Annotated in this window: 20 protein-coding genes; 13 read left to right on the forward strand and 7 right to left on the reverse strand. The window is 36.1% G+C overall.

Annotation, left to right across the window (positions count from 1 at the left end; genetic code table 11):
• Positions 1–12: 12 nt before the first annotated feature.
• From INR75_RS19525 to INR75_RS19550, 6 genes are all read right to left on the reverse strand, one after another.
• Positions 13–816: an MbnP family protein gene (locus INR75_RS19525; protein WP_223090132.1), complete on the reverse strand. Its 804-nt coding sequence runs from the start codon at positions 814–816 to the stop codon at positions 13–15.
• 157 nt (positions 817–973) lie between these two features.
• Positions 974–1,294, reverse strand: coding sequence for a hypothetical protein (locus tag INR75_RS19530; protein ID WP_223090133.1), 321 nt, complete (start codon positions 1,292–1,294; stop codon positions 974–976).
• 65 nt (positions 1,295–1,359) lie between these two features.
• On the reverse strand, positions 1,360–1,809 hold the full coding sequence (locus INR75_RS19535) for a hypothetical protein (RefSeq protein WP_223090134.1): 450 nt from the start codon (positions 1,807–1,809) through the stop codon (positions 1,360–1,362).
• Positions 1,810–1,910: 101 nt separating this feature from the next.
• On the reverse strand, positions 1,911–2,267 hold the full coding sequence (locus INR75_RS19540; RefSeq protein WP_223090135.1) for a hypothetical protein: 357 nt from the start codon (positions 2,265–2,267) through the stop codon (positions 1,911–1,913).
• A gap of 398 nt (positions 2,268–2,665) precedes the next feature.
• Entirely contained in the window at positions 2,666–4,468 is a 1,803-nt protein-coding gene (gene typA, locus INR75_RS19545) for a translational GTPase TypA (protein WP_223090136.1), read from the reverse strand.
• A gap of 273 nt (positions 4,469–4,741) precedes the next feature.
• Positions 4,742–5,740 (reverse strand): hypothetical protein, encoded by a 999-nt coding sequence (locus tag INR75_RS19550; protein WP_223090137.1) that lies wholly within the window; start codon positions 5,738–5,740, stop codon positions 4,742–4,744.
• A gap of 303 nt (positions 5,741–6,043) precedes the next feature.
• On the opposite strand from INR75_RS19550, the gene kdsA reads away from it, so the two are divergent.
• The 13 genes from kdsA (at position 6,044) to INR75_RS19615 (ending at position 18,897) form a co-directional block, all read left to right on the forward strand.
• Entirely contained in the window at positions 6,044–6,862 is an 819-nt protein-coding gene (gene kdsA / locus INR75_RS19555; protein WP_223090138.1) for a 3-deoxy-8-phosphooctulonate synthase, read from the forward strand.
• A gap of 223 nt (positions 6,863–7,085) precedes the next feature.
• Positions 7,086–9,005, forward strand: coding sequence for a TlpA disulfide reductase family protein (locus INR75_RS19560; protein ID WP_223090139.1), 1,920 nt, complete (start codon positions 7,086–7,088; stop codon positions 9,003–9,005).
• 124 nt (positions 9,006–9,129) lie between these two features.
• A protein-coding gene (locus INR75_RS19565; RefSeq protein ID WP_370629866.1) for an IS3 family transposase occupies positions 9,130–10,367 on the forward strand; the annotation gives its coding sequence in 2 pieces (ribosomal slippage) (positions 9,130–9,472 and positions 9,472–10,367; 1,239 coding nt in all).
• Between the two features lie 116 nt (positions 10,368–10,483).
• Positions 10,484–11,644: a hypothetical protein gene (locus INR75_RS19570; protein WP_223090141.1), complete on the forward strand. Its 1,161-nt coding sequence runs from the start codon at positions 10,484–10,486 to the stop codon at positions 11,642–11,644.
• A 130-nt stretch (positions 11,645–11,774) separates the two neighbouring features.
• Complete coding sequence (locus tag INR75_RS19575; RefSeq protein ID WP_092543487.1) at positions 11,775–12,935, forward strand: hypothetical protein; 1,161 nt, start codon at positions 11,775–11,777, stop codon at positions 12,933–12,935.
• Between the two features lie 17 nt (positions 12,936–12,952).
• The gene (locus INR75_RS19580) at positions 12,953–14,569 is read left to right on the forward strand and encodes a BCCT family transporter (RefSeq protein ID WP_092543489.1); all 1,617 of its coding nucleotides are present in this window, start codon (positions 12,953–12,955) and stop codon (positions 14,567–14,569) included.
• Positions 14,570–14,571: 2 nt separating this feature from the next.
• Positions 14,572–15,429 (forward strand): universal stress protein, encoded by an 858-nt coding sequence (locus tag INR75_RS19585; RefSeq protein ID WP_223090142.1) that lies wholly within the window; start codon positions 14,572–14,574, stop codon positions 15,427–15,429.
• 137 nt (positions 15,430–15,566) lie between these two features.
• On the forward strand, positions 15,567–16,172 hold the full coding sequence (locus tag INR75_RS19590) for a hypothetical protein (protein ID WP_223090143.1): 606 nt from the start codon (positions 15,567–15,569) through the stop codon (positions 16,170–16,172).
• Positions 16,173–16,193: 21 nt separating this feature from the next.
• Positions 16,194–16,499, forward strand: a complete 306-nt coding sequence (locus INR75_RS19595; RefSeq protein ID WP_223090144.1) for a transcriptional regulator — start codon at positions 16,194–16,196, stop codon at positions 16,497–16,499.
• A 47-nt stretch (positions 16,500–16,546) separates the two neighbouring features.
• Entirely contained in the window at positions 16,547–16,864 is a 318-nt protein-coding gene (locus INR75_RS19600; protein WP_223090145.1) for a hypothetical protein, read from the forward strand.
• A gap of 3 nt (positions 16,865–16,867) precedes the next feature.
• Entirely contained in the window at positions 16,868–17,641 is a 774-nt protein-coding gene (locus INR75_RS19605; RefSeq protein WP_223090146.1) for an oxygenase MpaB family protein, read from the forward strand.
• A gap of 54 nt (positions 17,642–17,695) precedes the next feature.
• On the forward strand, positions 17,696–18,196 hold the full coding sequence (locus INR75_RS19610; RefSeq protein ID WP_223090147.1) for a ubiquinone biosynthesis protein COQ4: 501 nt from the start codon (positions 17,696–17,698) through the stop codon (positions 18,194–18,196).
• Positions 18,193–18,897, forward strand: a complete 705-nt coding sequence (locus INR75_RS19615; protein ID WP_223090148.1) for a DoxX family protein — start codon at positions 18,193–18,195, stop codon at positions 18,895–18,897. Before INR75_RS19610 ends, INR75_RS19615 begins: the two co-directional genes overlap by 4 nt.
• Positions 18,898–19,415: 518 nt before the next feature.
• Here INR75_RS19615 and INR75_RS19620 read toward each other — a convergent pair.
• Positions 19,416–20,548 (reverse strand): IS3 family transposase gene (locus INR75_RS19620; RefSeq protein ID WP_223088857.1). Its coding sequence is split into 2 segments (ribosomal slippage): positions 19,416–20,287 and positions 20,287–20,548, totalling 1,134 coding nucleotides; the frame shifts between segments, so codons are not numbered across the junction.
• Positions 20,549–20,625: the final 77 nt, after the last annotated feature.

Below are 20,625 nucleotides of genomic sequence, written 5' to 3' on the forward strand. Positions count from 1 at the left end.
AAAAGGTGCCGATTAATGCTGAACATTTTCTCCGTTATGCACATGATCTACCCGAAACATTCCGTTTACATTTTCAGAGATTTGCGGACTTTTAACCTCGTCGATCATTACCACAGCCGCTTCAGAAAGTTCGATTTTGTATTGTCCATCCAATACCTGATTGGCATCTACAGCCATGTGTACCACCGGACTCAAATTTTCGCTTACCAAAGCATCGGTTGGTAGTTGCAGTGTAACTTCACGATAATTGTCCAGGCTGCTTCCGTGGCTTCCCATGTGGATTTGGAAAATTGTAGGCTCGGTTAGACTTTCTGAGGTAAAAGTTCCCTCGAAATTCAGGAATTTATAACCAGCCTGCCATGACCACATCATTGCATTTTCTTCGGCAATCTGAAGAAAATCACCCTGACCTTCTGCGCCCTGCTGATATTTTTCCTGGTCTACACCTACACCAAATCGAAGCGCTACATATTCGCCAGCCGGGATGTTTTCTAAAAGAACTTCGGTAAGCTCATTTTCCTCGCTGATCACAAAATAACTTTCATCTTTTGGATAGGTAAATTCGGTTCCTTCAGCATCGATAAGCACAAAATTGCTCACGATATAATTGAAACGATTAATCGTTAAACTTTCCCCGTTAGAATTCGTATAACTAGCGGCGCCAAGCAAAAGTGCATCGCCATCAACACCGGCCTCAAATTCGATACGCACATTATTTTCGCCTCCTAAATTATTTACCGCATCGTCATCTGAAGAACAGGCGGTTAATAAAATAGCAAGAAATATTACAAGAGTTTTTATATAATTAAAATTCATTTTGTTTAAATTTTGAAGTGCTTTTTAAGCAATTTTAAATAGTATTTTTCGCTATACCTTTTTCCAAAAACTTTGATTGATTTCGGAAATTTCAGACATAGCTATGGCTGTCGGTCTTATTGCATAAGCCAATTTTAGCCCTTTTTAAAATGAATTTTTAAACAATAGGAGGTTTTACCATTCTCTTATTAAAGAGAAAAGTATAAAGTGCCAGATAAGAAAACTGCTGCTTTTCACCTTTTTTAAAATTGACTGGTTTTTCATCGAAAATCACCTCATCAACTTCAAAATATAGCAAAGGCAGCTCGTATCTATTGGCTAAGATTCCGCGTTTTTCTTCGTGCTCTTCATCTGCCTGCCGGGCCAGCGACTGCATTAGGTAACATTTACCATTACAGGCAAGATCTGGCCGATCTTTATTAATACACAATTCCGTTACTATATAATCGTAATTGAAAATATAGTCGAAAATGGGCATTATAGGTTTAAGCAGGATAAAAAAGGCTACGAAAAAGCCCAAATATCGCATGCGCGTAATACTTATTATTTAGTAAGTGCTCGTGCGTTTTCTATGCTAGAATCTACAGCTTGCTGCATTGCTTTTACATCGCCAAGTTCTTCCTGTAAAGCTTCGATTTGTTGCTGAAGTTCTTCGTTGGTCATTTTTTGAACTTTCGCTTTATTCTTCACAAATTCGTCGCTAAAGCTATGCATCCAATCCATCATTAGCTTATCGGCTTCCTGTAGTTTTTGCTCGGCTTTTAGATATTTTTCGGATGTGCTACTGGTATCGGCGATCGCCTTTAATTCTTTAGAAATTTCTGGAATATCACCCATTTTAGGCATCACCTCGTCGTGAACGTCCAACACCTGGTGAAATAATTCTTCGTATTGTTCTTTTTTAGTTGAAGTATCTTCAGCACAGGAAACAGCGATTAATGCAAGGCTTAATAGCAAAGCCGATCTATAGATTAGTTTTATTGAAATCTTCATCTTAAACTTTTAAGTTTTTAAAAATACGTATGATTACTACTCAAAAATGATTTTCTGAATAGTCTAAACATTGATCCTTAAATTCTCGAATATCGAAAAACTTAAATGATTGGAGGATGAAAAAAGTCCTGAAGAGAATAATATTGATAAAACTGAGGTTTTGCAACGAAGTTATGGGCAATCGCCTCAGCATCGAAATTGGTATTTAAAACCAGTTGTTTTTCAGCATAAAATAAAGGGATCTCTATTTTTTTTGCTGAAGTTTCCTTTTTTTGCTGTGATTCTTTTTCTGAAGCTTCAGCTAAAGCCTGCATCAAGTAACACTTCCCATTACAGGCCAACTCAGGTCTGTCTTTATTTTCGCAAAGCTCTTTACTGATGTAATCGTAATTCAGCACATATTCCACTACCGGAAAAGCAGGCCGAATAATGATCAAAAATGCGAATATGGGAAACAAGAATTTCACGATGCAAAAATAGCCAAATCGCCAGCTATATTCAACAGAAACTATGATTTTATGGACTCCAATATTCGTTAAAATTTGAGGCTTTTTCTTCCGGATACTAGACGTTAGATTTGAGATATGAGACAGGATAATTTGATGATGTGATGATGTGGTAATGTGGTAATGTGATGATATTGAATGCTGAATGCTAAAATATTGAATTTGATAATTTGAAAATGGGGTGATTTGAAAATGTGATAAACTATTTATGTTGAATGCTGAATGCTGAATGTTGAATTTTGAATGTTGAAAGCTGATCGCTGACAGCTGTAAACCTTGAACTGTGAACTAAACAAAAAAACCTCACAAGCTAAGCACTGTGAGGTTTTTGTTTCGGTATAAAATATCGATTAGATAATCTTATTTCTTTTTCTTTCGTTTTCAGTTAAGAAGATCTTTCTTAATCTTAAGTGATTTGGAGTTACTTCTACATACTCATCTTTCTGAATATATTCTAAAGCTTCTTCCAAAGAGAACTTAATTGCAGGAACGATCTTCGCTTTTTCATCTGCTCCTGAAGAACGTACGTTTGAAAGTTTTTTGGTTTTAGTGATGTTCACTACCATATCATCCTGGCGTGAGTTCTCACCAATAACCTGACCTTCGTAAATATCTTCTCCCGGATCTACAAAGAATTTACCACGATCCTGAAGTTTATCGATAGAATAAGGAATTGCAGTTCCTTTTTCCATAGATACTAAAGATCCATTTAAACGCTCTGGAATTCCTCCTTTTAACGGCTGATATTCTTTAAAACGGTGCGCCATAATAGCTTCACCGGCAGTTGCAGTTAATAACTGGTTACGTAAACCTATAATTCCACGAGACGGGATGATAAATTCACAAACCATACGATCACCACGCGCTTCCATAGAAAGCATTTCTCCTTTACGAAGCGTAACCATTTCTACTGCTTTACCAGAAACATTTTCTGGAAGATCGATTGTTAGTTCTTCAACGGGCTCACATTTAACACCATCAATCTCTTTGATAATTACCTGTGGCTGCCCAATTTGTAATTCGTATCCTTCACGACGCATGGTCTCGATAAGTACAGATAAGTGAAGTACTCCACGACCAAACACCATAAATTTATCTGCACTATCTGTTTCGTTAACACGTAATGCAAGGTTCTTTTCTAATTCTTTTGTAAGTCTTTCTTTAATATGTCTAGAGGTTACAAACTTACCGTCTTTACCAAAGAAAGGTGAATCGTTGATGGTAAATAACATACTCATTGTAGGCTCGTCGATAGCAATTGTTTTTAAAGCCTCTGGATTTTCAAAATCCGCGATAGTATCACCAATTTCAAAACCTTCTAATCCTACAACCGCACAAATATCCCCAGCTTCAACTGTTTCTACCTTACGTCTTCCAAGACCTTCAAAAGTATGAAGTTCTTTGATCTTGGTTTTCTTTATTGTTCCGTCTCGTTTTACCAAAGAAACATTCATTCCTTCTTTTAAAACTCCACGTTGTAAACGACCAATTGCAATTCTTCCTGTAAAAGATGAGAAATCTAAAGAAGTAATAAGCATTTGTGGTGTTCCTTCTTTATCTACTTTTGGAGAAGGAATATGTTCGATCACCATATCTAATAATGGCTCGATATTTTCTGTCTGGTTTTTCCAGTCGTCACTCATCCAGTTGTTCTTTGCAGAACCATAAACTGTTGGGAAATCTAACTGCCACTCTTCTGCTCCAAGTTCGAACATTAAGTCGAAAACTTTCTCATGAACTTCATCTGGAGTACAGTTTTCTTTATCTACTTTATTTACAACCACACATGGTTTTAAACCAAGGTCGATCGCTTTTTGAAGTACAAAACGAGTTTGTGGCATAGGTCCTTCAAAGGCATCTACTAAAAGTAATACACCATCTGCCATATTTAATACACGCTCTACCTCTCCACCAAAATCGGCGTGACCAGGAGTATCGATAATGTTAATCTTCGTATCTCTATAAACTACAGATACGTTCTTAGAAGTAATGGTAATACCACGCTCTCTTTCAAGATCGTTATTATCCAAAATAAGATCACCAGTATTCTCGTTTTCTCTAAATAAACGACAATGATACATGATCTTATCAACCAAAGTAGTCTTACCGTGGTCTACGTGCGCAATAATTGCAATATTTTTAATAGCTGCCATAAAAGCCTGTTTTTAAAGGGCGCAAATATACAGCTATTTTTCGCCAAATAAAGCTTTAAATTATATTATTAGAAAAAATAATCTAAAAGTAACAAATTGTAAAACAAAGACTTATATTTAAATTGAAGTTTCAAATTAGAATTACACGCATTTTACGCAACACAAAACATCAGTTATTTAAAATATTAATTTTTAAAGTAATAACTGCAAATGCTTTAAAAAAGAGCCAAAAATCAGCTATTCCTAGAACTAGGATCGCTTTGAAATATATTATTACTTCAGTAAATATTTATACAATTTGGCATCTTCCGGCTCATCTGCAGCTTCGCTTAGCGTAAAATAATTACCATCTTTATCAAAGCATATCGCTTCTCCTTGTACTTCTACCACATAAGGCGCTTTTTTGGGATCTCGCCTAAGCATTTCTAAAGTGCTCTCTCTATTTTCTCTTTCCCAATAAAAAATCTCTTCCCGATTTTTGATAACCAATCTTTTTCCATCTAAAGAAAAATTTGCTGCAGAAACCCGATCGAAAGAAAGCTCTCCAACTTTAATTAGCTTATTCTTTTTTTCCGTTTTTGCCGGGAAAGGCAGCACATAAATAATCGACCTTGAATCTCTCTTGGTTACCAAAAAAATATCTTGAGTAAATGGATCTACAAAGATCGCTTCAGCATCGTGGTGCTTATCGGGATATTTTAATTTGATCTCAGATAGATCTTTTGGTTTCCATTTTTCTTTTTTATCTCCTTTTTTAAAGACTGGTTCCTTAAAACGGTAAACCTTATAATTTTTACGATCTTCGTTATTATCGCCAGTATCAGAAACATAAATATATGGTTCGCCAGATCTTGGATCGATAGTAACTTCGACATCCTCCCAATCTTTATTTTTAATTCCTTTGATTTCGTAAGTTGCTTCTAACTCGGCTGTCTGCGCATTGATCAAAAATAACTCATTGTCGTTACCAGAATCATTATGCGTCCAAAGCATTCCTGGATTCGCTACAGAATATGCTAAACCCGAGGCTTCTTCTACATCTACTACCCCAATTAATTTTGGTTCCTTTTTATAAGCGGTTGCATCTAAGACTTCGTCTTTATCGTAGGAGGTTTCAAAGGCTTCAGTTCTCTTCCAATCTGTAGTTTTAACTTCCGTAGAAATCCTTTTAATACTTCTGTTTTCCTGAGCTCTTCCGATTAAATTATTCAGCATAAATAAGCTAAAGAAAAATATACTAAAACGTGGAATATGACTTTTCGAGAAGATCATTTTATATTGAAATTTGGGGTTTTCAGTATTAATTAATTTAAATACTTAAAAAAGAATCATTTATCATTGCTAACATTATTCACATTAAGAAGACGAGCTTCAAATTAGGCATTAATAAGTCTATTTTCATCAAAAATAAGCGGTTTCTATGGACATTCAGGTTAAATAATCGTCAAAAGGCTATTAATTAAGACCCAAAAAATTAATTCTGAAAACATCGAATATTGCCCGGTAATGACAATATTCTAAAAATATGGCTGGCAAATTTGATTAAGTTATCTTTGCTGAATTAATTCTAGAAAAATGAAATTAGAAAATATACCACAGATACATAATGCCGATTCTGATAACTTTTTTCTTCTTGCCGGGCCATGTGCCATCGAAGGTGAAGAAATGGCTTTAAGAATTGCTGAAAAAGTTGTTCAAATTACCGATAAACTGAAGATTCCTTATGTATTTAAAGGGAGTTTTAAAAAAGCGAATCGTTCTCGTATCGATAGTTTTACCGGGATTGGTGACGAAAAAGCTTTGAAGATCCTTAGAAAGGTTTCTGAAACTTTTAAAGTGCCAACGATTACCGATATTCATGAAATTAGAGACGCAAAATTAGCCGCAGAATATGTTGATATTCTACAAATTCCGGCTTTTCTTGTTCGCCAAACCGATCTTGTAGTTGCCGCTGCTGAAACCGGGAAAACCGTAAACCTTAAAAAAGGACAGTTTATGAGTCCGGAGGCTATGAAACACGCAGTAACTAAGGTAACCGATTGTAATAATGAGCAGGTAATGGTTACAGATCGTGGTACTATGTTTGGCTACAAAGATATGATCGTAGATTTTAGAGGCATCCCAACCATGAGAGAGTTTGCTCCTACGGTTTTAGATGTAACCCATAGTTTACAACAACCAAACCAAACCAGCGGAGTAACCGGAGGGCGACCAGATATGATCGAAACCATTGCCAGAGCCGGAGTTGTAAATAATGTAGATGGATTATTTATCGAAACGCACTTTGATCCTGCAAATGCAAAAAGTGATGGCGCCAATATGCTAGATCTAAAATATTTAGAACAATTAATGACTAATCTTGTTGCGATTAGACAAACCATTAATGCTTTCTAATTAGAAATTTATTTTATTTCTAAAAAAGGCTCTGTAATCTAAAAACTGCGAACAGAGCCTTTTTATTTTTGATAAAATCAGGGCACATTTTTACGCTTTACTCATTTAAAAACGATTATATTAATCAATATTCAGCATAAATGTTAAATTAACGCTTAAACGTAAAATATCAACTGTTTTTAACTATTTTCATACAAAACCACGAAAAAACATCAATCGAAAAATGAGAAAATTAATATTACCTGCATTAGCTTTGTGTACCGCTCTAACTTCTTGCGAAAGCGAACCTGAAGAAAAAGGTAAAGATATTGGAGCGCTTCATATAAACAAAGAATTTCCACAACCGGGTGATGAAATTAAAATCACTTATGCCGCTGAAGATAGCATTCCAGATAGTGAAGATGAGAAGGTTAAAGGAATCATCAATTTTATGACCGGCAGCAATATCTATCCAGAAGATATCGAACTTAAAGATTCGGCTATGCTATATACATCTAGCATCAAAATCCCAGATACGGCTACTGCGATCTCATTTCAATTCAAACAATATAACATCGACCAAAATAACAATAAGGCTGGATTTGTTTTACCCTTATATGATGAAGAAGGGAATCCGCTTTCTGGAAGTGCTTCACAGATCGCAAATTTTTACGGACTGGGTGAGCGATATGGAGGTGTAGAAATAGCTGAAGATTCTATTATTGCCCGCTATGAAAGTGATTTTGAAAAAGATCCATCTTTAGAACAACAATGGGCACTTCCTTATGTTGTCGCTATAAAGGCTGACAAAGAAAAAGCCAGTGCTTTCGTTGAAAAACAAATGCAGGCTGCTAAAGAAAACGATTCTCTTAGCGAAGACGATTATTCCAAATTATCTCAAGTTAATGCTGCTATAGGAAATAAGGAAGCAGCTGATTCTTTGAGAGGTTTAATTCCTGAAAAGTTTCCAAAAGGTTCTTTAGCCTCCTTAAGCTATTACCAAAAATTGTATCAGGCGCAAGGTATTGATACAAAAGAGCAGGTATTTATAGATTACCAGGATAAAGTAGGAAAAGACAACGTTTACAAAAGCTACATGCTATCGACGCTGGCAAGTGAACTTACTGCCGAAGGTGAAATCGATAAGGCTCAGGAATATGCTTCAAAAATTTCAGAGAAAGGAAGAAAGGCTTCAGCATATAATAGTATCGCCTGGAAATTGGTTGAAGAAAACAAAAACCTAGATGAAGCCCAGGAAATCTCTAAAAAATCCTTAACTGTTTTAGACAATATCGATCCTAAAAAAGATAAACCTGAAACTCAAGCAGCTTCTCAATACGCAGCAAATTTAGATTATAGCAAAGCGATGTATCAGGATACTTATGCAACAATAATGTATAAGAAAGGTGATCTAAAAGAAGCGATAAAATATCAGGAAATGGCTAGCAATTCTAAAATGGCCGATGCTGATATTACTGAAAAATACATTCAATATTTAGTTGAAGATGAGCAATACGATGTTGCCAAGGAAAAGGCAGCCGATTTTATTGCTGAAAATAAAGCTTCTGAAAAATTAAAAGAATACTATAAGGAAGCCTATATTGCAAGTGGTGATGCTTCTGGATTTGAAGACGAGTTAGCTATGCTTGAAGAAAAAGGGCATAAAAAAGCTAAAAGCGATATCAAAAAAATGATGATCGACGAGGATGCCAGCAATTTTGCTTTAAAGGATCTTGATGGTAACGAGGTTAGTTTAGAAGAATTAAAAGGAAAAACCGTTGTTCTTGATTTTTGGGCGACCTGGTGCGGGCCATGTAAAATGTCGTTCCCGGGAATGCAAAAAGCTGTAGTTGCTCACAAAGACAATCCAAACGTAGAATTCTTATTTATCGATACCTGGGAGAGACAAGCTCCAGATGTTCGTATGAAAGAAGTAACCGAGTTTATTGCTGATAACGAGTACGACTTCCATGTTTTAATGGATGAAAAGCTTGAAGATAGCAACGATTTTGAAGTTGTAGATTCTTATGGCGTTTCAGGAATTCCTACAAAATTTGTGGTAGGACCTGATGGTCGTATTAAATTTAAATCTGTAGGTTGGAATGGTAATACCGATAAATTAGCAGAAGAACTTGCCATTATGATTCAGCTTACACAATCTTAATTTGTAGTCTAATTCTGTTTTTTGTTTATAATTTTCTATTTAAAGCCTTCTATGCTCATAGAAGGCTTTTTTCTTTTTAAAACTGTCTCGTCCTGAAATAAGTTGACACAAATTCGACTTATTTATGAAACATACAGAAAGATCTGGGAAGAAACGTACTCAGCGTGATTACAATTTAGGCTTTAAATTGGCCGTTGTATCTCAGGTAGAAAAGGGCGAAATGACTTATAAACAAGCCCAAAAAGCTTATGGTATCCAAGGCAGGAGTACTGTTTTGGTTTGGTTACGCAGACACGGTACCTTAGACTGGAATAAACCAAAGTCAAGACTTACCTGTAACACAATGAAAGAAACACCTGCTCAAAAGATCAAGAGGCTAGAAAAAGAGCTATCAGATGAGAAGCTTAAGAATAAGATTCTCAACACGATGATCGATATCCCAGATCAACAATATGGAACTTCTATTCGAAAAAAGCATTTGCCCAATCAATCCAACGAATCCGGCAAGAACACCGACTAAGCCTGTCACGTTGTTGCAGATTGTTTGGGATAAGCAGACAGGCTGTCTATCAAGCAGAAAAGCGAAAAAATATAAGAGCTGATGAACTTGACTTGATAAAACCACTGATTTTAAGGGTGCGCCGGCAAATGCCAAGGCTGGGTACTCGTAAACTGTATTATTTGCTCAAGGTTGAATTTGAAAGGATCGGAGTCAAAATAGGCAGGGATGCGCTATTTGATTATCTCAAGTCAGAATCAATGCTTATAAAACCAAAAAAGAATTACACAAAGACAACAGATTCTAGGCATTGGCTAAAAAAACACCCTAACCTGATGAAAGATGTTACGCCCGTAAGACCGGAGCAATACTTTGTAAGCGATATTACTTACATCAAGAGTAGAGAAAGAACTCACTATCTTTCCTTGGTGACAGATGCCTTTAGCAGAAAAATAATGGGCTACCACCTAAGTGATGATATGAGTGCAGAGAATGTAGTTAAAGCAATGAAAATGGCTAATAAAAGAAGAACTACATTAAGCGAGGTAATACACCATTCTGACACAGGCTTGCAGTATTGCTCCTCGTTGTATCAAACTCAATTGAAGCGATCAAATGCTATACCTTCAATGACAGATGGGTATGACTGCTATCAAAATGCGTTAGCAGAACGAATTAACGGGATATTAAAGGGAGAGTTCTTGATAAACAAATGCAATACAGGTAAAGAACTCAGCCTGCTGGTTCAACAGTCAATAAAAACATATAACAATCATAGACCACATCTAAGCCTTAGCTACAAAACACCTAATTTTATACACAACAAAAAATCCCGTGAAGCTAGCTTCACGGGATTGATTTAAACTTTTAAAAACTGTCAACCTATTTTAGGACGACTCAAACTTTAATTAAATATTAAAGTTTAATCGTTTATAGACATATGCTAATTATTCGTAGTAACTTAAAAAAAAAGTAAACTATGAATAGATTATTACTCCGAAATTACTTTTTTCCTATTCTACTATTTAGCATTCTTCTACCCTACCAAAGCTTTGCTCAGGAAAAAAACGAAGAAAAACCTAAACCAAAATTAGATATTGGTGGCGCTTTGCGCTTCAATTACAATTTATCCTCCTGGAAACCTGAAATGCAGGAAAGAGGTGGCGATTTTGGTTTTGATGTTTTTAGACTTGCCGTAAATGGCTCTTACAAAAACCTGTATGTAAATGCAGAATATCGACTTTATTCTGAAGCCTTTGGTGGAGGATTTTTAAAACAGGGCTGGCTTGGCTATAAGTTAGATGATAAACGCGAAGTACAAATGGGACTGGTACAAGTTCCTTTTGGTATTGAACGTTATAGTTCACACAACTGGTTTCTAAATTTACCATACTATGTTGGTTTAGAAGACGATTATGATATGGGAATACGGTATTCGTACATGGGTGATATGTTCGAATATCATTTGGGATTTTTTAAAAATGCTGAAGAACTTACCTTTGGAAATAATTCTCCTGCCTCTCCACATCGTTACGGCTACGATATTGTTGGCAATAACAAAGAGGTGAATCAATTTAACGGAAAGATTCTTTACAAACCTTCTTTAGATGGCATGCATAAGGTGGGCTTATCTGGTCAATACGGCGGAATTTATAATATTGAAACCACAGAAACTGGAAATCGCTACGCTCTCGCTGTTCATTATGAATATAAATCTGATGACTGGTTTATAAAAGCACAGGCTACAAAAGCTGAATTCGATCCTGCGAACGCTCCCGGAAATACCAGAAATATTATCCAAATGGGCGCTTATGGCACTCCGTACGAAGTAGCTACAAATTTTGAGATGTACAACTTTGGAGTTTCACACCTATTTTATATCAATCGGGACTTTGTAGAAAAAATAGAGATTTACAACGATTTTGGGTATATGCATAAACGCATCGATGGATTTGGAGATTCTTACATGAATGTTTTAGGAGTTCTAATAAATTCGGGGCCGGTAAGCACTTATATCGATTATGCTGCCGGATATAATCATTCCTGGTTAGGTGGCGATTTTGATAACGAATTTTCTACCGGAGAAGCAGACCCTAAATGGGAGGCCAGATTTAATATTAATATTGGATATTATTTTTAAATCTTATTTTTATTGTACAATTAAGAATCAATTATCTAAATTGTTCCCAAAGATGATATAAGGCTTTACTAAATTTTAGGATTTTGTAGAAGATTTTTATTTTTTCGCGATCCACTAAAAACATTTTTGAATGACAAAAACTTTACCTCTTCGATCTTATCAGTTTTTTCTTAGCATCATTTTCTTACTATTCTCAGCTCCACTTTTAGCTCAGGACGAAGGAGAAGAAGAAAAACCTAAGCTTACGCTTGGCGGTGCACTTCGTTTTAATTATAATCTATCCAGTTGGAAAGATGGACAGAAAGATAGAGGTGGTGATTTTGGATACGATATGTTTAGGATAAATGCTGTAGGTACTTACAAAAACATCTTTCTAAACGTAGAATATCGATTATATTCTGAAGCTTTTGGTGGTGGATTCCTGAAGCAGGGATGGATGGGCTACAAGTTTAATGAAGAAGACCAGATTCAGGTTGGTCTAACTCAGGTTCCGTTTGGGCTTCAGCAGTACAACTCGCACAACTGGTTCTTCAACCTTACTTATTATGTTGGTTTAGAAGACGATCATGACATGGGTATAAAATATATTCATGATTCAGAAAGGATTCAGTATCAATTAGCTTTCTTCAAAAATGCTGAAGAATTACAATTTGGTAGCACTTCAGAAATTGATCCTTCTCGATATTCTTACGATATTGCAGGACGAAACAAAGAAATTAACCAGTTTAACGGAAAGTTTATTTACAAACTTGGGAAAGATAGAAACCATCAATTAGGAACATCGGTTCAATACGGTGGTATTTATAATCTGGACACTAAAGAAACCGGCGATCATCACGGTTTTGCCTTTCACTACGAATATTTGGGCGAAAAGTGGAATGTAAAAGCACAGGGAATGATCGTAGATCACAACCCGATCACGCCAGATACTATTAGTGATAATGTGCTTCAGTTTGGGGCTTACGGTGGTACTTATGGCGTTGCAGCAGACTTCAATCTTTACTCTCTTGCGGTTAGCCGAAGTATTCCTGTAGAAATTGGTCCAATATCAAATTTGGAATTCTATAATGATTTTGGTTTTATGGATAAAGCCGAAGACGATTTTGAAGATTCTTTTATGAATGTGACCGGCGTTTTGATTACCGCTGGAAAAGTTTACACATATATCGACTATGCAGCAGGTTATAATCACTCCTGGCTTGGCGGTAATTATGTAGACGATTTCTCTGCGGGGAACCCAGATGCAAAGTGGGAAGCCCGTTTTAATATAAACATAGGATATTATTTTTAAACATCTAACACATTAGTATGGCAGAAAAAGTTACCAGAAGCGACGAGAAAAAATCCATTTTTGGATTAGAGGTTAACGGCCCGGTATTTTTCTCTTCGACCATTATTATTACCGCAAGTATTGTCTTGACGCTCATTTACGAGAAACAGGCAGAAAAAGTATTCGAAAATGTACAAAACTATGTTGCCAATAATGGTGGTTGGTTTTTTGTACTTGTAGTGAATATTTTTCTTGGCTTTATGCTCTATTTGGCCTTTAGTAAATTTGGGAATCTTAGAATTGGAGGCCAAAATGCAAAACCAGAATTTAAAACAGGTTCCTGGTTCGCGATGCTTTTTAGTGCCGGAATGGGAATCGGACTTTTATTTTGGAGTATTGCTGAACCTATAAATCACTTTAACACGCCACCAATGGCCGAAGGTGGAACAGTAGCTGCTGCGCGAGAAGCGATGAGCTTTACATTTCTTCACTGGGGTTTTCATGCCTGGGGAATTTATGCTTTAGTGGGGCTTGCTTTAGCCTACTTTACGTACACGCGTGGTTTACCACTAACGATAAGATCTGTTTTTTATCCTTTTATAGGAGATAAAATTCATGGTTGGATTGGTAACCTAATCGACATTTTTGCGGTTTTAGCAACACTTTTTGGATTAGCTACTTCACTTGGATTTGGGGTACAGCAAATCGCAGCGGGTGTAGAACACGTATTTGGAATCACGAACGATATCACAACACAGATTATCATAATTGCAGGAATTACAGGTATCGCTACTTTATCTGTAGTTTTAGGTGTAGATAAAGGTGTTCGAATTTTGAGTGAGTGGAATATGAGAATTGCTGTGGTACTTTTGCTTCTTGTTTTGGTATTAGGACCAACGATCTTTATTTTTCAATCTTTTGTGCAAAACACCGGGAATTATTTTTCAGATTTCTTGATGATCTCTACCTGGACAGAAAGTTTTACAGGAACCAAATGGCAAAACGACTGGACTGTATTTTACTGGGGTTGGTGGATTGCATGGTCTCCTTTCGTAGGGACATTTATCGCCCGTGTATCTAAAGGTAGAACGATTAGAGAATTTGTTTTAGGGGTACTTATCGTTCCTTCTTTGATCACTTTCTTTTGGATCTCTGCTTTTGGTAGTGCATCTATACAACAAGTGCTAGCCGGAGACAATGCTATTGTAGAAGCTGTAAACGAAGATGTAGCAACTGCACTTTTCGTATTTCTTGAACAATTTCCACTAGCAACCGTTCTTAACGTTGTAGGTGTAATTTTAATTGGAGGATTCTTTGTAACTTCTTCAGATTCTGGTTCTTTAGTTGTAGATAGTTTAACTTCAGGAGGAAAAATTGATGCTCCGGTAGGACAGCGCATATTTTGGGCTGTTGCTGAAGGTACCATCGCTGCCGTTCTATTAGTTGGCGGTGGTTTACAAGCCTTGCAAACCGCTTCGATCGTTACGGGTCTCCCCTTTGCTTTTATTCTGCTGGTGATGTGTTATTCGCTCTACCAAGGACTTAATGAAGATATGCGAAAACTGAATAAGAAAAAAGAGCAGAAACAAAAAGAAAATTACGAGGAGGTCGTTAAAGAAATAGTACAGAAAAGAAACCTGAAAAAAGCCGATTAAAAATGATCAATGTTAACACTATACTGGTAGGGTTAGATCTTTCGCCTATGGACGATCACCTTATCGCATACGCATCTTTTTTAGCGAAAAAATTAGATATCAAAAAAGTATATTTCACTCATAATATTAAGAAATATGCGATTTCAGAACTATTCCAGGAGCAGTTAAAAGACCTTGATCTAGAGCAGATCATTGGTGACGAGCTCTCAGAAAAAATCACTAATAGTTTTGATGCTGAAGCCGAATGGGATACTTTAATTGCTGAAGATCCTTATACCGAATCGATCTTTAATCATATCGTAAATAAATATTATATCGATATGATCCTTGTAGGAAATAAGATCGATTATGAGGGAGCTGGTGTAATTACCGATAAGCTGTTAAGAATGGTAAAATGCCCGTTGCTTATTATTCCTGAAACCTGCACGCCAAAACTCGACACGATTTGGACAGGAACAGATTTCTCTAGAAGTTGTATGAAGATCTATAACAGTGTAGATTATATTAAGGAAAAGGTTGATGCTACTATCGTGGCAGCGCATGTGTACCAGATCCCGGCGCAGTTTTCACCTTATGTTTCAGCAGCTACGATGAAGGAGAAACTGAAAAAACACAGCCAGGAACGCTTAGAGAAATTCATTAAGCGCATGCATAAAACCTACGATATTGAAGAAAAAGTGCTTGATAGTAAAGAATCTACGATCGCTGAAAAACTTATCGAATGCTCGCAGGATAACGACGCAGATCTTTTAATGGTTGCCGATAAAGGAAGTAATAATATTTCTTCTTTAATGTTGGGAAGCGTTACAGATGAGCTTTCAACCTCGAATTCAAGGATCCCAATTTGGGTGGTGAAATAGGCTTTAAAAAAAGCATTCTTAAATTATGCAATCTGAGTTTTAGCTAAAAACTTTCTTCATTGAAAGAAATAAAAAATTAAAATTCAGTTGCATAATTTATTTTTATACATTTACTTTGATTTTCAAAGTGCTTTAAAATGAATAAAGATTATTCACAGGATTTATCTGAAATTAGAAGTTTAATGAATCGCTCTTCGCGGTTTCTTTCCCTAAGCGGGACTTCTGGAATTATGGCGGGAATCTACGCTATTATTGGTGCAGGTATCGCGAAAATATCCTTCTTCCCTACTCAGTTTGAATATCAAAATATTGGATATGCAAGTCCGCAACTCGTACCCATTGTGATCGATCTTATGCTGGTGCTTTTGCTTAGCGTGGTGACGGCTTATGTACTTTCGGCCAAAGAAGCGAAGAAAAATGATGAAAAGATTTGGGATGAAACCGCTAAAAGACTGGCATTTCATTTTTTAATTCCGCTGCTTACCGGTGGCGCCTATATTTTATTAAAACTGAATCAGGGTGATTTTGCTTCAGCTGCGTCATTGATGTTAATCTTTTACGGACTCGCTTTGCTTAATGCTTCAAAATATACGATTGGCACCATAAAATATTTGGGAATTTCAGAAATTTTGATCGGATTGATCTGTGCCTGTTTTCCCGGATATGGTTTTTGGTTTTGGACGATAGGATTCGGACTTTTGCATATTGTTTACGGAAGTTTAATGATCATTCAGAAAAAATAATTTCCGAAGAAAACGTCCAAAGTGAGTATCATAGAAAACATAAATAAACTTTTTGACCATCGCATTCGATTGGGGATCATGTCGGTTTTAATGGTGAACGAGAAAGTCAGTTTTAATCAGTTAAAAGAACTTTTAGAAGTGACTGATGGTAACCTGGCGAGCCATATAAAAGCACTTGAAAAAGCCGAATATCTTGAAGTTCAAAAATCCTTTGTAGATCGCAAACCAAACACTAAATATAAAGCGACGAAACTTGGGAAGTTAGCATTTAAAAAACATATCGATGCCCTGGAAAACATTATAAAATCGAAAAACGAATTAAAATAAAAATTTTTATTCATCTACTTTGAAATTCAAAGTAAAAATCATCTATTATGACTATTGAAAATCCTATGAAATTAGATTATGTTTTGGCGTTAAAACGCGCACTTACCGGTGCAGGAATTGCGTTACTTCTACTGGCCGGAATTTTGCTGAAAGTTGGCGAAATTGAAAGTTGGGTGTACATCCCCATTATTACAACATCAATTGGTGGTGCTGGTGGCGGTATATTCTACTACCTTGTTCGTGACTTCTTTTTTAAAGGCCATAAATACACGAAATTGATCAGTATTTTTTGCGGATTTTGCTTTCTTGTAATTTTTTGGTTAAGCTTAGTTTTCGCGTTAGCACAAGTAGGACTTTGGGATTAAACTATGGAAACCACCTATTTCACAAAAAAAGACTCGATCGTTCGCCAAATTTGGGGAAAAGCAGATACCATCCTATTTATTTTTGCCGGTGCTGCTGCTGAATTTGCGCTGAATAAAGCTGTAGACTGGCTGTATTATACCGGCAGGCTTCCCAAAGACCCGCTGGGCCGACTTTTCTCTACCGTGAATTATGCGAAAGTGATCGTTTTTGCTGAAGAAAAATCAGCTTTCCAGGCGATAGAACAAATGAATAAAATTCATGCGAAAATTGAAGAAAATCGAGGTTTTAAAATCCCAGATTGGGCATATCGCGATGTACTTTTTATGCTGATCGACTATTCAATAAGGGCTTTTGAAGCTTTGGAGCGAAAACTAACAATACATGAAAAAGAAGAGGTTTTTCAGGTATTTTTGAAAGTTGGGAAAGGGATGAAAATCGCTGATTTACCTTCTAATTTTAAAGACTGGGAAATACAACGAAGATCACAGCTTCAGGAGAATTTTGAATATAGCGATTTAACCAGAGATCTATTTCTTCAGTATAAAAAACACTTAGGAATTGTTCGTTATCGCCTATTACTGGAAGTACAAATCCTAATGGCGCCAAAACGAGTAAAAGAATTACTGAATTTCAGAAATCAGTCTGTTCTAATCGCGATTATCCCGGTTTACCGACTAAGCCGAATATTTAAAATCGATTATATCCTGAAAGAACTTATCCTGCCAAAAGATTACAAAAACGACATCAAAGCTTTGGATCACTCGGCAGCTTATTAATCAAAAAATTTTAATCATTTACTTTGAATTTCAAAGTACTTTAAAAGTATCATTATGCGAAAGCGATTAATTCACTGGCTTTTTAACCAGACTCAGAAAGTTTATACGCGATTTTTAAAACGCGATCACATTCCGTGGAATATTAGCACTGCGCAACTCCTCCACTACCCAAAAGAGAGTTTTGGTTATCATCTTGGGGAGTTTTTGGGTAAAAATAATTTTGAACTTATTGCAAAAGTGGAACGGCATGACGCCTATCATACGCTTTGCGGTTACGGTACCAATGTTGAAGACGAGATCGCCTTGCAATATTTATGTTTAGGCAACGGAAAACGCAGTCCCTATATGTTTGGTGCGATCGTATTGGGTACACTAATTCTTCCCGATTACTTCAGGTATTACTACGGTTCTTTTAAGATTGGTAAAAACGCGAACACATTTCATCATTTCGATTTTAAAGAAGTGCTTCCGTTAAACTTTGAAGATTTCAAGCAGGCCATATTTAGCCGAAATTATATAAATTCAGTCTCTATTTTATCCATTCCGAAGAAATGAAAATCATTGTAACATTTGAACAATTTCATCTTCATGCAAGACGAAATATCTGGATAGGTTATTTTGCCATTTTTTGCCGAATCGCTTTAGCGGCAGGCTTTTTACCTTCTGGATTTGTAAAGATCAACGGCGAACGATTTACGGCTTTAGCCAATAATCACCCAATGGGACATTATTTGGAAGCGCTTTTTTACACCGGTTATTATTATCCATTTATTGGTGTAATGCAAATGCTTGCGGCGGTTTTACTTTTGATTCCGCGTACTGCAACTTTAGGCGCTTTGATCTATTTACCTATTATTTTGAATATTACGGTACTTTCTTTGGCTGTTCGTTTTGATGGTTCACTATTTACCGCACCGCTTATGCTTACGGCTGTGTTCTTTTTGCTGTGTTGGGATTATCATAAACTGAAATATATTCTTCCGTTAAAGCAACATACTTCTGAAAAATTATTTCCACAGCAAGCTAAAATTAGCAAGTTCCCTTTTGCATTTTTTGGTGCTGTTTTTATGTATACGATCGGTTTTATCTTTTTTATCACCAATATTTACGAGATCATGCCACGCAATTCAATTTCAGATTGTGAGCGACAATGTAGCGATACCGAAAATCCCGAAAACTGTATCACATTTTGCGAATGTATCCACGAGAAAGGAAATTCGCTGCAAGAATGTTTGGAGGTTTATGAGGGAGAATGATTAGTAGAAATCACCTTTGTAAACTCGAATATTGGGTTATGTTATTCCTCTAATAATTGAATACTGAAATGAGAAATATTGGATAAAATTATTAATTCATTAGGTTTTGGAATTACAATGGAACCTTTTGGCTATGGTTTAGTTGTAATAAAATGGACTTGGATTTTCTAGTAAAAACCTAATACAGCAATTTATGAAAACTTTAAATAGGAATTTCATAACCAGTGAACTATAGCAAGCATTTCATTATATTTTTTACTGTTTCTTTTCGCAATTTTTAGTTTTAAGTTACACTTAAAAGAAATCCACTGATTAGATAAATTATACAAGAAATTAAAAACGGCTTAATAGATTTATAAATGTTTGCAATCAAATTCCAACAATAGAAAAATATGAATATTGGAAACATTAGACTTAAGTACTTAAAGTCCTTTTCTATCGTTAAATCAACATCAGCTAGTAACCAATACATTCTTGTTAAGAACAACATTATTCCTGCAAAAATCTGTAAGCTTCCCCTAATTAGAACTGCCTGATTGTCTAAAATTACTGTTTTTCATAGTTCTGGCGGTACCGCCAGAACTATGAAATTCTGCATAGGCTACAGGTGCCATTTTTCCTAAGGCATCATGTGGCCGTACGTTATTATAATCTTCCATCCAAGTTTGGGTTTGTTCCCTGACTTGGTTTAGATCTTCAAAGATATACTTATTGAGTACTCCTCTTCGGTAACTTCCATTAAAGCGTTCAATAAATGCATTTTGTGTCGGCTTTCCGGGTTGGATATATTGAAAAATGATGCCTTGCATCTGACTCCACTCCGAGGCGATCTTAGCTACAAATTCAGGACCATTATCCATCCTTATTTTTTGAGGTTTTTCCCTGCGATTAATTAAATGGTTTAATACCCAAATGACACGCTTGCTGGGCAATGAAAAATCAATTTCTATATGTAATACTTCCCGGTTATAATCATCAATAACTGTTAGGCCGCGGAAGCGTCTTTTATTCTCTAAAACATCAGTAACAAAATCAATACTCCAACTACGATTGGGAGCTAATGGAACTTCCAAAGGTTCTTTGACTCTGGCCGGTAATCGCTTTTTTACCTTTCTTCTTAAACTTAAACCAAGTTTTTTATAGACCCGGTACACCCGTTTATGGTTCCAAGGCTTACCTTCATGGCGTAATCGTTCATAAGCCATCCAAAAGCCCTCTTCCGAATGTTCTTCAGCCTTTTGTTTTAAAGCTGTTTCAATCGCAGTGTCGTTCTTCGGCAAAGGACTGTAGTAATAAACACTCTTACTCATATTCAAAACACGGCATGCCCTACTAATACCGTAATGAATAAGTTCTTTTGTGATAGCTCGTTTACGGCAGGGCTTTAAAGCTTTTTTTCAATAATCTCTTTGGCCATTTGATGATCCAGCGATAAATTGGCATACATCTGCTTGAGCCTCCGATTTTCTTCCTCAAGGTCTTTTAAACGCTTAAGTTCTTTACCGTTCATACCGCCATAACGTTCCCGCCACTTGTAAAAAGCAGCTGTGCTGATTTTGTACTCCCGGCTGATCTCAGCAGCCGTTTTGCCGTTATCAAATTCCTTTAAAATCTTGGCGATTTGTTGTGGTGAATATTTACTCTTCTTCATAATTACTGTTTAAATTAAGCAAAATATTATACTTTTAAACAGTTCGCTTTTAAGGGAAGCTTACAAATCCAAATCGA

Source organism: Zunongwangia sp. SCSIO 43204, from assembly GCF_019904275.1.
GTDB classification, from domain to species: Bacteria; Bacteroidota; Bacteroidia; order Flavobacteriales; family Flavobacteriaceae; genus Zunongwangia; species Zunongwangia mangrovi.

Excerpts from the sequence above, each read along its gene's own strand:
- INR75_RS19575 (WP_092543487.1), top strand. The coding sequence starts at position 11,775 with ATGACAAAAACTTTACCTCTTCGATCTTATCAGTTTTTTCTTAGCATC.
- INR75_RS19615 (WP_223090148.1), top strand. The coding sequence starts at position 18,193 with ATGAAAATCATTGTAACATTTGAACAATTTCATCTTCATGCAAGACGA.
- INR75_RS19605 (WP_223090146.1), top strand. The coding sequence starts at position 16,868 with ATGGAAACCACCTATTTCACAAAAAAAGACTCGATCGTTCGCCAAATT.
- INR75_RS19590 (WP_223090143.1), top strand. The coding sequence starts at position 15,567 with ATGAATAAAGATTATTCACAGGATTTATCTGAAATTAGAAGTTTAATG.
- INR75_RS19570 (WP_223090141.1), top strand. The coding sequence starts at position 10,484 with ATGAATAGATTATTACTCCGAAATTACTTTTTTCCTATTCTACTATTT.
- INR75_RS19560 (WP_223090139.1), top strand. The coding sequence starts at position 7,086 with ATGAGAAAATTAATATTACCTGCATTAGCTTTGTGTACCGCTCTAACT.
- typA (WP_223090136.1), bottom strand. The coding sequence starts at position 4,468 with ATGGCAGCTATTAAAAATATTGCAATTATTGCGCACGTAGACCACGGT.
- INR75_RS19585 (WP_223090142.1), top strand. The coding sequence starts at position 14,572 with ATGATCAATGTTAACACTATACTGGTAGGGTTAGATCTTTCGCCTATG.
- INR75_RS19550 (WP_223090137.1), bottom strand. The coding sequence starts at position 5,740 with ATGATCTTCTCGAAAAGTCATATTCCACGTTTTAGTATATTTTTCTTT.
- INR75_RS19530 (WP_223090133.1), bottom strand. The coding sequence starts at position 1,294 with ATGCCCATTTTCGACTATATTTTCAATTACGATTATATAGTAACGGAA.
- INR75_RS19525 (WP_223090132.1), bottom strand. The coding sequence starts at position 816 with ATGAATTTTAATTATATAAAAACTCTTGTAATATTTCTTGCTATTTTA.
- INR75_RS19580 (WP_092543489.1), top strand. The coding sequence starts at position 12,953 with ATGGCAGAAAAAGTTACCAGAAGCGACGAGAAAAAATCCATTTTTGGA.
- kdsA (WP_223090138.1), top strand. The coding sequence starts at position 6,044 with ATGAAATTAGAAAATATACCACAGATACATAATGCCGATTCTGATAAC.
- INR75_RS19610 (WP_223090147.1), top strand. The coding sequence starts at position 17,696 with ATGCGAAAGCGATTAATTCACTGGCTTTTTAACCAGACTCAGAAAGTT.
- INR75_RS19535 (WP_223090134.1), bottom strand. The coding sequence starts at position 1,809 with ATGAAGATTTCAATAAAACTAATCTATAGATCGGCTTTGCTATTAAGC.
- INR75_RS19600 (WP_223090145.1), top strand. The coding sequence starts at position 16,547 with ATGACTATTGAAAATCCTATGAAATTAGATTATGTTTTGGCGTTAAAA.